Origin of the sequence: Endozoicomonas sp. SCSIO W0465 (assembly GCF_023716865.1) — a bacterium.
Lineage (GTDB): Bacteria > Pseudomonadota > Gammaproteobacteria > Pseudomonadales > Endozoicomonadaceae > Endozoicomonas.
Window position 1 is genome coordinate 6,583,511 of sequence record NZ_CP092417.1, and the last position, 13,799, is coordinate 6,597,309.

General features: G+C 47.8%; 11 protein-coding genes and 1 pseudogene. 10 read left to right on the forward strand and 2 right to left on the reverse strand.

Annotation, left to right across the window (positions count from 1 at the left end):
• Positions 1-324: 324 nt before the first annotated feature.
• Positions 325-2,052, reverse strand: a complete 1,728-nt coding sequence (locus tag MJO57_RS29650) for an endonuclease/exonuclease/phosphatase family protein (protein WP_252020918.1) — start codon at positions 2,050-2,052, stop codon at positions 325-327.
• Between the two features lie 74 nt (positions 2,053-2,126).
• Between MJO57_RS29650 and MJO57_RS29655 the strand changes: the two genes are divergently transcribed.
• The 9 genes from MJO57_RS29655 (at position 2,127) to MJO57_RS29695 (ending at position 11,621) form a co-directional block, all read left to right on the forward strand.
• Positions 2,127-2,867, forward strand: a complete 741-nt coding sequence (locus tag MJO57_RS29655; protein WP_252020920.1) for a TrmB family transcriptional regulator — start codon at positions 2,127-2,129, stop codon at positions 2,865-2,867.
• A 151-nt stretch (positions 2,868-3,018) separates the two neighbouring features.
• Complete coding sequence (locus MJO57_RS29660) at positions 3,019-3,555, forward strand: outer membrane protein OmpK (RefSeq protein ID WP_252020922.1); 537 nt, start codon at positions 3,019-3,021, stop codon at positions 3,553-3,555.
• 74 nt (positions 3,556-3,629) lie between these two features.
• On the forward strand, positions 3,630-4,472 hold the full coding sequence (locus tag MJO57_RS29665) for an IS1595 family transposase (RefSeq protein ID WP_252020924.1): 843 nt from the start codon (positions 3,630-3,632) through the stop codon (positions 4,470-4,472).
• A 48-nt stretch (positions 4,473-4,520) separates the two neighbouring features.
• Positions 4,521-6,038 carry an IS1182 family transposase gene (locus MJO57_RS29670; protein ID WP_252017502.1) on the forward strand — a complete coding sequence of 506 codons (1,518 nt, stop codon included), beginning with the start codon at positions 4,521-4,523 and terminating at the stop codon, positions 6,036-6,038.
• 243 nt (positions 6,039-6,281) lie between these two features.
• Positions 6,282-6,941 (forward strand): DUF6444 domain-containing protein, encoded by a 660-nt coding sequence (locus MJO57_RS29675; protein ID WP_252020926.1) that lies wholly within the window; start codon positions 6,282-6,284, stop codon positions 6,939-6,941.
• Positions 6,942-6,977: 36 nt separating this feature from the next.
• Positions 6,978-7,796, forward strand: coding sequence for a transposase (locus tag MJO57_RS29680; protein WP_252020928.1), 819 nt, complete (start codon positions 6,978-6,980; stop codon positions 7,794-7,796).
• 58 nt (positions 7,797-7,854) lie between these two features.
• Positions 7,855-9,372 (forward strand): IS1182 family transposase, encoded by a 1,518-nt coding sequence (locus MJO57_RS29685; protein ID WP_252017502.1) that lies wholly within the window; start codon positions 7,855-7,857, stop codon positions 9,370-9,372.
• A gap of 265 nt (positions 9,373-9,637) precedes the next feature.
• Positions 9,638-10,042, forward strand: a complete 405-nt coding sequence (locus MJO57_RS29690; RefSeq protein ID WP_252020930.1) for a transposase — start codon at positions 9,638-9,640, stop codon at positions 10,040-10,042.
• Positions 10,043-10,127: 85 nt separating this feature from the next.
• Positions 10,128-11,621, forward strand: coding sequence for an IS66 family transposase (locus MJO57_RS29695; protein WP_252020932.1), 1,494 nt, complete (start codon positions 10,128-10,130; stop codon positions 11,619-11,621).
• A 2-nt stretch (positions 11,622-11,623) separates the two neighbouring features.
• On the opposite strand, the pseudogene MJO57_RS29700 reads toward MJO57_RS29695, so the two are convergent.
• Positions 11,624-12,681 (reverse strand): annotated as a pseudogene (locus MJO57_RS29700) (transposase).
• A gap of 66 nt (positions 12,682-12,747) precedes the next feature.
• On the opposite strand from MJO57_RS29700, the gene MJO57_RS29705 reads away from it, so the two are divergent.
• On the forward strand, positions 12,748-13,731 hold the full coding sequence (locus tag MJO57_RS29705; protein ID WP_252020943.1) for a transposase: 984 nt from the start codon (positions 12,748-12,750) through the stop codon (positions 13,729-13,731).
• Positions 13,732-13,799: the final 68 nt, after the last annotated feature.

Genomic DNA, 13,799 nt, shown 5'->3' on the forward strand with positions numbered 1-13,799 from the left:
AAGTGCCCCGGCTGGAGCATCTGCTTTTTAACTGTGTCGTCTGGTAACGCAAAAACAAAAGCGCTATCAGGCATCAAACCTGATAAACCGATGTGTTTTTTGGAAAAAAAATACCAGGACAGAGATCATATTTTTCTGAAATGTCAGGAATGTTTAACCATTGGAATCATTGAAAAAGCCTGCCACTGTTGTCCAGCGACTCACGCCTGAACAAGTCATCATCTGACTGGTATCATTAGGTTAATGACGAAGCATAAAAAGACAACCCTTTATGTCATAAAATAATTGACAACAGTGTAATCAACCACATTACCAAAGCGCCGTTTACCCGACGTTCGGGCCAGATGTTCCGGAAGCAGGATTCATACTTTGTCTGATCATTTTTTCGAGCCGGTTAAGCTCATTCACAATCACCGGTTTCCTTTGATACTGAGCCCTGAGTTCAGCAATTTTATGCAGGGGGCTGACACCTGAGAACGCTGGATCAACTATATTATCGCTGATCTGATCACTGGTCTGATGACCATAGGCGAGCTTCAGTTTCTTCACCAGTTCCCTGACCTCCAGGGCAGTAAAATCCTCCGGTTCCAGACCGGCAATGGCCGCAGAAAACCCGCCTGCTTCGCGGTAAATAACCGAAACCGGCAAATGGTCAGATAACCCGCTTTCCAGATCGTTATCAACATCAAGCCCCAGTTGTCGTATTTCTGCATGGGCTGCCCATCGGTGTTCTGTATCCCCATACACCATCTGGTAATCATAAATACAGTGCCTGGCCACCTCGGGATGTGCTTTCCAGCTTTTGCTTCCCCACGGTTGACGCTGTCTGTTTCCGGCCCCCAGATACCATGAACCATCTGGTTCCCGACGGTCTTCCGGCCTGATGGTTGCCTGGTCGCTATTGACAAAAAATGACTCGCTGCGATCAACCAGCCGGGTATCATTTTCCGGATCATGGGTATCGTAGTAACGGTTAGAGAACGCTTTCCCCAGAGCCTGCATGGCATGCTGATACTCTGGATTTTTACTAACTCTTCCCTGCTCGTCTGACCGGGCACTGTTCAGGTCGCCCATCAGGAAGATGCCATGATGGTGTCGGTTATTCTGCCTGTCGTTATGACTATCCTCCTCAACCCACTCTCTTATCTGACACAACTCGGCAAAGCGGATCGCCTCATAGGTTTCACCTTCCCTGGCCTGAAGGTGCGTATTATAAACCACGGCCGTTTTATCGTTACCGAGATCCAGCACGATCCGCAGCAGCCCCTTATTGGCCAGCTGGTCTTCTCCGGCCAGATCAGAGAAGGGCCGGAATGTTACCTCCTGTACGGGGTATTTGCTGGCAATGGCCAGGCCACTGTTCAATCCGGTTTCCCGGGGAGCAACACTGTGAACAATGTGATGGTAGTGGCCACTGAGATCCCGGCAGAGCTGCTTCGTCGCCTGCTGGTCAAACACTTCCTGGAAACAGACGACATCAGGGGTAACGTCAGGATTGCGGGTTATTGCCCTGGCAATCTCCCGACAGCGCTGTTGTGATGAACGCAGGTCGTTCAAATTACGGATAAACGACGGCATCAGGCCGGTGTTGTAGGTCATCAAATGCAGCCCCCGCTCAGGATGATAAATGGCGGGTGGAACAGAAGACTGAATCAGGGAAATGTCGTTCCTGAACCGGTTGGCGATCATACGCAGCGAGAACCCCAATACTCCCAATGCCAATGCGGGCAGCAGAAATAGCATGACCGCAGTGACTCGTGCTGTTGTTCTGGCCCACAGTGGTATATTTCGCTTCTGTGTTTCACGCCCGGAAGGCGGGCTGCTTTTGCCCGGTCGGTCATGGGCGAACAGCCTTGTTGCCGAATTGGCCACCAGTGAAACGGGTCGGGACAGAAACCGGCCAATGTAATGGCAACCCCGACCAAAGCGGTTGTGCGAATAAACATAGTGATCATCTCTGGAAACACCATGGCTCTGTGCTTGAGATGCTTGCGATGGCTGGACTTCAGGCATACGATATCCATTGGTTGGTCTGCTGTTTCTATCGGCCATCAACCATAGCTCTTGGTAAAAGCTCTTAGGATTTGCCCTGAAATAACGTCCCTGTTTCACCCGATACCCGCGCTATGCATCTTGATACTCTGGAAAACCTGGGCCTCAGCCAACGGGAAATTGCTACTTATCTGACCCTTTTGAAGCTTGGATCAGCATCCATCCGGGATATTGCCGCGCAAACGGGTATCAATCGTGGCACCACCTATGAAACCCTGAAAGACCTGGCTGGCAAAGGGATTGTCAGTTACTTCCCCAAAGGCAAGCGACGAATCTTCTCGGCTGAACCACCGGAAAAGCTACTGGAGCTGGCCGAAGAAAAACGCCAGTCGCTGGACGCCACCATTGAAGAGATGAAAACCAGGCTGATTCCGCAACTGAACCATCTCAAGCCGGATTTCAGTGCCGGAAATGTCCGCTTCTACGAAGGCGACAGTGGTATTGAGTTTGTGCTCAAAGACATTCTCAATACCGTAGCCCGGCAACAAGACCGGGAATACTGTGTCTTCTCCTCCAAGCTGATTCGCCAGCACCTGTACCGCCCTTTTCCCAACTACACTCAGCAGCGTATCCGGAAGAACATCAAGGTTCGGGTTATTGCCATTGGTGAAGGCGGAGAGGATGCCGGACTGTCTGAGCGTAAGTGGATTGATGCCAAAGGGCGCATGGATGCCAGCTATATTGCGATATATCCCCCTAAAGTTGCGATGATTTCCCTTGGCTCCGGGAATTATCCGGTAGCTGTCGTGCTTGACTCACCTGAAATTGCTGCTGCCCAGCAAATTATCTTTGAGACACTCTGGAATACGCTTTAATTTTCCTCTCCGGATTGATGGCCAACCAAGTGATCAAACTCTTTCCTATACTTGCCAGAACCCTGGCCTGTGTTCCCGTGAGGTTGCACCGGCTTCCCTGTACATATTTACTCATCACTACCCACTGTTGGGTCTGATAGGGAGTCTGGCTGTGAAAAACTACTGCCTGAAGTTATGGCGGCTGATCAGCGCCGCTACGCTGGTTTTCTTACTGGTTCCCCCGGCCCTGGCCACCGACTATAACGACGGAGAGCCCCCCAGCAATGACTTCAAATGGATGAACCTGAACCTGATGTATGCCTACAAGGAACTGCCCAGGCCCGAGAATACCCCCCATGATGGGCATGACTATCTGGAGCTGGAGTTCGGCGGGCGCTCAGGCATTCTTGACCTGTATGGCTATGTTGACGTGTTTAACCTGACCGATCGGGAAAACAGTGACAAAAAAGGCCAGCCCAAGATGTTCATGAAGTTCGCTCCCCGGTTTTCCCTTAAAGGTCTGTTCAGTAGCCTGCCGTGGGGACCGGTAACGGACATTTATCTGGCTACGCTGTTCAATTGGGGCGGCGGTGGAGCTAAAGAAAATGATGTTGGTATCCCGAGCAAAGACACTAATAACTCATTCTGGGGGGTTGGATCAGACATTCAGGTTCCCTGGTTTGGCAAAATGGGTCTTAATCTTTCCTGATTACCACCGACCCTACGTCGTGAGCCAGCTGCTATAATAAACGTCGATAGTCATGTGTTTTGGAGGTAAAACTGATGTGTAAAAACACCATTCAGTTCCAAAAAGGCCTTGGCATTATGCAATTTCTGGCTAATTACGGCAGTGAAGAGCAGTGTGAGAACGCGCTGTCCTCTTGGCGCTGGCCAGATGGCTTCCAATGCCCGAAGTGTGGCTCCCGCAGTTTCTGCAAGCTTCACCGGAAAGCTGAATTCCAGTGCAATTGCTGCCGTTGCCAAACCTCGCTTACCAGTAACACTATCTTTGACTCAACAAAGCTGCCTCTAGCTACCTGGTTTCTGGGTATCTATCTCGTCACCCAGAATAAAGCGGGGATTTCTTGCCTGACGCTTCATCGACAACTTGGCATTTCCTACAATGCCGCATTGCGCATGAAACACAAACTCATGCAGGTCATGATGGAAAGAGATAACAGCTGGCAGTTGAGTGGTTTTGTTCAGATTGATGACGCCTATTGGGGCGGAGAGCGCCACGGAGGCCGCCGGGGCAGAGGCTCAGAGAACAAAGCCCCCTTCGTGGCCGCAGTTCAGACAGATGCTGATAACCACCCTATCTACATGAAGTTCAATGCCGTTGATAACTTCCGGCGAAAAACCATTCAGGAGTGGGCAGAACATGCCCTGAAAAAGGGTGTCCGGGCCGTCAGCGATGGCTTGTCCTGTTTCCGGGGTATTGAAGATGCCGGATGCCAGCACACAGCCATCATTACCGGTGGTGGGCATGCATCCATGGAGAATGAGTTGTTCACCTGGGTAAATACCATGCTGGGAAACGTGAAAACAGCGATTACCGGTACTTACCATAAGCTCGACCCCAAGCATCTGGGCCGTTATCTAGGAGGCTGTCCGAGAATAGCCTGATTAAGTATAATCAGGCATCTTCTGCCCACTTTGTTGTTGCCGAAACGGATGTCATCAATCAAATTCAAAGATAACCCTGCTGATTTTGACCAGCACCTGATGTTCCCATCGAACATCTTCGACCTGCTGCCACCAGATCATGATTGCTTCGTTTTTGAAGATATCTTCAAGCATATCGACACCTCTGAAGTGGAAAAGCAGTATCACCATCTTGGCCAGAATGCCTACCACCCACGACTGATTATATCGATCCTGATCTATGCCTATAGCCATGGTGTGTTCAGCTCCAGGGAGATTGAACGGCGCTGCAATCAGGACTTGGCTTTCATGTATATCGCCAAACAGCACTGCCCAAATTTCCGGGTGCTCAGTGACTTTCGTAAAAACCAGGCCACCTTTTTTAAAAGCAGTTTCAAACAGAGCGTGCTGCTCGCCCGGGAACTACAGATGGCCTCGCTGGGCCACATCGCTCTTGATGGTTCCAAATTCAAAGCCGACTCATCAAAGCATAAGGCCATGAGCTACGCACGACTTAAGGCCAAAGAAGCTGAATTAATGGCTGAAGTTGAGGCCCTGATTAAAAAAGCCGAAACCAGTGACAGTGAAGAGGACGATGCTTATCAGCAGGAGACTGGCTACAGCATTCCTGAAGACTTGCAATTCAAGCAGGAACGGTTAGAGAAAATCCAGGAGGCCAAAAAAGCGCTTGAAGAACGGGAACAGGCCCTGAATCCCGATAAGCCGATAGACGACAAAAAGCAAATCAGCTTTGCTGATCATGATGCCAGGATCATGGGTAAAAAAGGCAGTGGCTATCAGTACAGTTATAACGCCCAGATCAGCGTCGACAGCGATAATGGTATCATTGTTGGCCAGCACATCAGCCAGCATGCCAATGACAAGCAGGAAGTAAAGCCTGCACTTGAAGCCATTGCAGAAGCAACAGATAACGCGTCCATTGGCAAAATGAGTGAGGATAATGGCTATTACTCAGGGCCCAACCTGCAAGCGTTTGATGATGCGAACATTGACGCTTACATGGCTACGGATCGACAGGAGAAGCCTGCAACAGAGGGACTGGAAGACTCTGACAGAAAGTTTGTCAAAGCGGATTTTATTTACCATGAAGCAGACGACAGCTTTACCTGCCCTGCCGGTGAGAAGCTGATTTATAACACGGCTAGCAAAGCAAAACACAAAAGCTACCGCGTCAGTAAAGATATCTGCCGGGATTGCCCGTTACGTAAAAGGTGCAGTGGTGACAACAAAGACCCGGGGAAAGTGATTCGCACAGACCGCCACGAAGCCATACGCCAGGCGATGAACCGCAAAATGGAAACCAAAGAGGCCAAAGCGGTTTATGAGCGTCGCAAGGTGATTGCGGAACCGCCTTTTGGCCAAATCAAGAACTCAGGATTCAGAGGGTTCAGTGTCCGGGGTAAGGAAAAAGTGGCTGGAGAATTTTCACTGGTCTGCAGTGCTTATAATTTCAAAAAAATTGTCAAATCGGTTTCAACGGGATCAATCCGTCTTGAAGAAGCAAAAAGGCTTAAAATGGCAGCATAAAGGCAAGCAAAAGGGTAAAAAACGCAATTTTTACCCCAAAACAGGCTAAATTTAGGTCAATATTTGATCAGCCAAGAAAATGCTGAAGCTTTCGTTTTTTCAATAGCTAGTTCTCGGACAGCCTCCTAGGAGGCTGTCCGAGAATAGCCTGATTGTAACTGTTCAGCACCCCCACATAAATCTGGAATTTTCTGATTTTTATACCATCCTCTTAAGCACCATTTTTCCACAATATTCGCCAGCATGATTCCAGAACTACCCGCAACTATGTCGGCTGAGATTCTCTTGAAAGAGAATGCAGAGCTGCGGATGAGAGTTGCCTGTCTGGAAGAGCGATGTCGAGAATTGGAAGAAAAGGTTGGCAAGAACAGTCAAAACAGCAGCAAGCCGCCATCGTCTGATGGTTATCAAAAACCTTGTAAAAACAGTAATTCTCCAGATCATTCTGACGACCTTTCCGCAGATAAAGGTACCGATCCATCGGATGAAAAACCCAATCCTAAAAGTCTGAGACAGTCTTCTGGTAATAAAGCCGGTGGAAAGAAAGGGCATCAGGGCACTTGTCTTAAACAGGTCGATATCCCTGACTATATTGAGTACCTTCCGGTTAAAGAATGCAATAAATGTCAGGCGTCTCTTCTTGATAGTGAGCCGGTCAAATATATTGAACGACAGGTGTTTGAACCAGGGAGACCGGGTGAATTTGAAGTAACGGCCCATAGAGCTGAAGTAAAAATCTGCACTTGTGGTTGTCGGAATCAGGCTGAATTCCCGGAAGGTGTTACCGCTGCCGCACAATATGGCTCAGCCACACAGGCTATGGCCGTCTATCTTAACCAATACCATTTCCTGCCTTTTAAGCGCGTGTCAGAGTATTTTAATACTCTCTATAAAATGATGTAAGTGCAGGCACTGTCGCCAATTTTGTGGCCAGAACCTATGAAAATCTGGCTTCTACTGAAGAGGTTATTCGTGACGCCTTGCGGGAATCGTCCTGTTGCCGGAGCCGATGAAACGGGTATGCGGGCCGAGGGCTCTTTGCACTGGCTACACGTTATGCGGGATGAACAATGGACGCTCTACTACTTGTCTGAAAAGCGAGGTCGTGAGGCCATGGACACGATGGGCATACTGCTAACATTTGCAGGCGTTCTGGTTCATGATCATTGGAAATCCTATTTTGCATATGCGGCAACTCACGTACTTTGCAATGCCCATCACCTGAGGGAGCTTTTGGGTGTTGTTGATAGGGACAGCAATCAACTGGCGTTGCGATTGATGAAGCTACTGAGGCTTTCCTGGCATTACTGCAAGGGCTTTAAGACCATAGGTATGCTACAGATGCCAAGTGTTGTCTGTGAACGAATCGAGAAGATTTATGACCGGTTGCTTCAGCGGGCTCTAATGAAAGAAGTCGTCTATATGGAGAAGCAACGAGAGGAGCTTAAGCGCAAGAAAGTCAAGAATACTAAAGCTTACAATCTCTTCAAACGACTCACTGAGTTCAAGGCTGAGACACTGCGCTTCATGTCAGATTTTACCATTCCCTTCGATAACAATGGCAGTGAGCGGGATGTTCGAATGGCCAAGTTAAAGCAGAAAATCTCAGGCTGCTTCAGGAGTGCAGACGGTGGTTCTATGTTTGCACGGATTCGCAGCTATTTGTCGTCTGCCAGAAAACAGGGAATGGACATATATCAATCACTTCATAGAGCTGTTCGGAATTACTGTAATATGCCTTTGCTCAGTGCTGAATAGTTACGCCTGATTAAGTATAATCAGGCATCTTCTGCCCACTTTGTTGTTGCCGAAACGGATGTCATCAATCAAATTCAAAGATAACCCTGCTGATTTTGACCAGCACCTGATGTTTCCATCGAACATCTTCGACCTGCTGCCACCAGATCATGATTGCTTCGTTTTTGAAGATATCTTCAAGCATATCGACACCTCTGAAGTGGAAAAGCAGTATCACCATCTTGGCCAGAATGCCTACCACCCACGACTGATTATATCGATCCTGATCTATGCCTATAGCCATGGTGTGTTCAGCTCCAGGGAGATTGAACGGCGCTGCAATCAGGACTTGGCTTTCATGTATATCGCCAAACAGCACTGCCCAAATTTCCGGGTGCTCAGTGACTTTCGTAAAAACCAGGCCACCTTTTTTAAAAGCAGTTTCAAACAGAGCGTGCTGCTCGCCCGGGAACTACAGATGGCCTCGCTGGGCCACATCGCTCTTGATGGTTCCAAATTCAAAGCCGACTCATCAAAGCATAAGGCCATGAGCTACGCACGACTTAAGGCCAAAGAAGCTGAATTAATGGCTGAAGTTGAGGCCCTGATTAAAAAAGCCGAAACCAGTGACAGTGAAGAGGACGATGCTTATCAGCAGGAGACTGGCTACAGCATTCCTGAAGACTTGCAATTCAAGCAGGAACGGTTAGAGAAAATCCAGGAGGCCAAAAAAGCGCTTGAAGAACGGGAACAGGCCCTGAATCCCGATAAGCCGATAGACGACAAAAAGCAAATCAGCTTTGCTGATCATGATGCCAGGATCATGGGTAAAAAAGGCAGTGGCTATCAGTACAGTTATAACGCCCAGATCAGCGTCGACAGCGATAATGGTATCATTGTTGGCCAGCACATCAGCCAGCATGCCAATGACAAGCAGGAAGTAAAGCCTGCACTTGAAGCCATTGCAGAAGCAACAGATAACGCGTCCATTGGCAAAATGAGTGAGGATAATGGCTATTACTCAGGGCCCAACCTGCAAGCGTTTGATGATGCGAACATTGACGCTTACATGGCTACGGATCGACAGGAGAAGCCTGCAACAGAGGGACTGGAAGACTCTGACAGAAAGTTTGTCAAAGCGGATTTTATTTACCATGAAGCAGACGACAGCTTTACCTGCCCTGCCGGTGAGAAGCTGATTTATAACACGGCTAGCAAAGCAAAACACAAAAGCTACCGCGTCAGTAAAGATATCTGCCGGGATTGCCCGTTACGTAAAAGGTGCAGTGGTGACAACAAAGACCCGGGGAAAGTGATTCGCACAGACCGCCACGAAGCCATACGCCAGGCGATGAACCGCAAAATGGAAACCAAAGAGGCCAAAGCGGTTTATGAGCGTCGCAAGGTGATTGCGGAACCGCCTTTTGGCCAAATCAAGAACTCAGGATTCAGAGGGTTCAGTGTCCGGGGTAAGGAAAAAGTGGCTGGAGAATTTTCACTGGTCTGCAGTGCTTATAATTTCAAAAAAATTGTCAAATCGGTTTCAACGGGATCAATCCGTCTTGAAGAAGCAAAAAGGCTTAAAATGGCAGCATAAAGGCAAGCAAAAGGGTAAAAAACGCAATTTTTACCCCAAAACAGGCTAAATTTAGGTCAATATTTGATCAGCCAAGAAAATGCTGAAGCTTTCGTTTTTTCAATAGCTAGTTCTCGGACAGCCTCCTAGTTCTCGTCCAAAAACACAACCAATTGAAAACTGTAGATTTTATCCTGAAAAATTAAGTGGAGCCCTACTGCTATCTGGCGACTAAACTTCCCAAGAGCAAGAAACATAAGGGATTGCCAAAAACAGAGGACTCCAAATGCGCAAAAAACGCAACCCGCAGTGTAGTATGGAACTCCATTACGTACCTCATGAAATCTGCTCCCAGCTTTCCGGTATCTCGCAATGGCTTGACGCCCATCCACAGTTCAATGACTGGATTTATAAGGACTTAAGTTCTGGTGATAAACAGAACACTGGGCGGAACGGACTATCAGCAGAATCCGTTCTTCGTGCGGCACTCCTGAAACAGTATTTGAATTGTGATTATGACTACTTGTCGTTTGTTTTGATGGACTCCATGCTCTTTCGAGACTTTTGTCGCCTCGAACCAAACCAGCGCCCCAGTCGCTCCAGTTTGCATGGGCTCATCAGCCTTCTTACTGCATCTACATGGGAACGGATTAATAACTGTCAGCTAATGACCGCTAAAGATCAGGGGTAACTGTTCAGCACCCCCACATAAATCTGGAATTTTCTGATTTTTATACCATCCTCTTAAGCACCATTTTTCCACAATATTCGCCAGCATGATTCCAGAACTACCCGCAACTATGTCGGCTGAGATTCTCTTGAAAGAGAATGCAGAGCTGCGGATGAGAGTTGCCTGTCTGGAAGAGCGATGTCGAGAATTGGAAGAAAAGGTTGGCAAGAACAGTCAAAACAGCAGCAAGCCGCCATCGTCTGATGGTTATCAAAAACCTTGTAAAAACAGTAATTCTCCAGATCATTCTGACGACCTTTCCGCAGATAAAGGTACCGATCCATCGGATGAAAAACCCAATCCTAAAAGTCTGAGACAGTCTTCTGGTAATAAAGCCGGTGGAAAGAAAGGGCATCAGGGCACTTGTCTTAAACAGGTCGATATCCCTGACTATATTGAGTACCTTCCGGTTAAAGAATGCAATAAATGTCAGGCGTCTCTTCTTGATAGTGAGCCGGTCAAATATATTGAACGACAGGTGTTTGAACCAGGGAGACCGGGTGAATTTGAAGTAACGGCCCATAGAGCTGAAGTAAAAATCTGCACTTGTGGTTGTCGGAATCAGGCTGAATTCCCGGAAGGTGTTACCGCTGCCGCACAATATGGCTCAGCCACACAGGCTATGGCCGTCTATCTTAACCAATACCATTTCCTGCCTTTTAAGCGCGTGTCAGAGTATTTTAATACTCTCTATAAAATGAGTGTAAGTGCAGGCACTGTCGCCAATTTTGTGGCCAGAACCTATGAAAATCTGGCTTCTACTGAAGAGGTTATTCGTGACGCCTTGCGGGAATCGTCTGTTGCCGGAGCCGATGAAACGGGTATGCGGGCCGAGGGCTCTTTGCACTGGCTACACGTTATGCGGGATGAACAATGGACGCTCTACTACTTGTCTGAAAAGCGAGGTCGTGAGGCCATGGACACGATGGGCATACTGCTAACATTTGCAGGCGTTCTGGTTCATGATCATTGGAAATCCTATTTTGCATATGCGGCAACTCACGTACTTTGCAATGCCCATCACCTGAGGGAGCTTTTGGGTGTTGTTGATAGGGACAGCAATCAACTGGCGTTGCGATTGATGAAGCTACTGAGGCTTTCCTGGCATTACTGCAAGGGCTTTAAGACCATAGGTATGCTACAGATGCCAAGTGTTGTCTGTGAACGAATCGAGAAGATTTATGACCGGTTGCTTCAGCGGGCTCTAATGAAAGAAGTCGTCTATATGGAGAAGCAACGAGAGGAGCTTAAGCGCAAGAAAGTCAAGAATACTAAAGCTTACAATCTCTTCAAACGACTCACTGAGTTCAAGGCTGAGACACTGCGCTTCATGTCAGATTTTACCATTCCCTTCGATAACAATGGCAGTGAGCGGGATGTTCGAATGGCCAAGTTAAAGCAGAAAATCTCAGGCTGCTTCAGGAGTGCAGACGGTGGTTCTATGTTTGCACGGATTCGCAGCTATTTGTCGTCTGCCAGAAAACAGGGAATGGACATATATCAATCACTTCATAGAGCTGTTCGGAATTACTGTAACTGAAGTTACGCAGCTAACAGCTCTCTCAGCTGCCCCAACGAAGCTTTCAGCCCTGCCATATAGATTTTGGCTCTGAGCTGAAAGTGATTCAGATTTACTTTCAATGACAATACTTCCAACCTGAAGGCTGAGTAAATTGAAAGAAAGATATGATTACTCTGTGTTCTCACAGTATGCGCCGGTGACTTGGCCATTGACGCATTCGATTTCAGCGTTTTATGGAAGACCTCGACTTTCCACCGTTTCTCGTAGATTGCCTTGAGAGTCTCGGCATCACAGTCAAGATCGCTGCAAACCAGATAGAGAATGCCTGTGCTTCCGTCTTTGTTTTTAAAGACCTGACGGTATAGCAGAACAGGGAAATCGACACCTGCTATCCACCCTTGTACAGGCTTATCTTCTGAAAAATCAACAGTATCTATACGCTGTGAACGGCCTTGTAATTTGTCGTCCAGACTGAGGGATACCTTGCGGTTTGACTTCATCGCCATCAGGAAATGTTTATTACAGTCGTGTCGAATAAACATCATATTGTCGTTTGAGCAAAACCAGCTATCTGCAAGGACATAGCGGAACATAAGCTGGTTATGGCAGCAAATCATCAGCATCTCCCGCATCATTTCATTTTTGGTTTGCTCTGCATATCGTCTTACCTTTTTTGTCTTCAAGTCGGTGTACAGGATGGTTTTCTCGATCAATTTATAGGCGACAGGATCGACGCATCTCCGGCATGGTAGTGTGCATTGAGCAGATTTATACCTTTCACGGTGCGATTTTTTGTATGATCAAAATGCCAGGTGTTCAGGGCATTCTCTTTGCTGAACTGCTTTTCCTGAATCGTATCGTCAAAGATCAAAACCCCATCACTGCACTCAACCTGTCGCACGACGGGTTTAACGTAAAGCCATAAGTCACGACTGGTAAACTCATTGTTTGAAAGCAATCGGGTGAATTGGTCATGACTGTAGACATTATCCAAAAGCTCTGACACTCCCGTTGCAGTGGTCTTCCCAGACGACGACAACAGGTAGTCAGAATAAAGTTCTATGAGATCATTTTTCATGCCACCAATAATGGCTGATTTTCAGCAAGGTGCGTAACTTGAGTTACTGTAATATGCCTTTGCTCAGTGCTGAATAGTTACGATCAGGGTATTGAAAAAGGGCGCACTGTGGCTATTGACAGCACAGTCACCGAATCGGATATCAAACCTCCTTGCGACAGTGATCTTTTAGCCAGTTCCGTTAAAGAAATTTGTCGGCTGCTGGAACGGGGACAAACACTGACAGCGACACCGCTTTATGAATATACCCATCACAACCGAGCCGTAAAAGATGCGGCCAGAAAATGCATCTACGCTGGCAAAGAAGAGCGGCATCAGCATTATAAAAAACTGCTGCAGTTGACCCGAAAATCCCGGAAGGTACTTATCGAAGCTACTGTCACGCTAGCAAACGCCCGTCAGCAGGGGCAGTGTCTCCTGGCTGATGATGCCGACAAGTGGCAGGCCGATGTGGATCACCTGTTACCCCTGGTGGATGCAATAGTCTCCCAGACAGAGCGCAGGGTCTTTAAGGGTGAAAAGGTGCCAGCCCAGGAAAAAGTGGTTAGCCTGTATGAACCCCATACGGATATCATCGTAAAAGACAGGCGGCAAGTACAGTATGGCCATAAACTGAACCTGGTTCAGGGAAAAAGTCGATTGATCCTGGACCTGGTTATTGAGGAAGGTAACCCAGCGGATTCGGACCAATTCATTCCGATGATGGAAAGACAAAAAGAAATTTATGGTCGTGTACCTCGCCAGACAAGCGGTGACGGCGGATACGCGTGTCGCGCTAATTTGGAAAAAGCCAAGGCCATGGGAATCAGCGATGTAGCTTTTAATAAGAAGCGCGGACTTGAAGTCGAAGAGATGACTAAAAGTCAGTATGTGTATAAAACGCTCTTTCGCTTCCGGGCAGGTATTGAAGCGGGAATTTCGTGGCTAAAGAGATGTTTTGGGCTATCACGTTGCCACTGCAAGGGTTCTGAGCGTTTTGATTCTCATTGCTGGTTATCGGTGGTCTGTTACAACCTGGTGATTCTGGCCAGACACCCGGCACCATCCTGATAGCCACCTCCACGCTACATGAAAGTACCTTTCCAGCATGGTGGGAGGATGTTTTCTGCCTGCTTTTC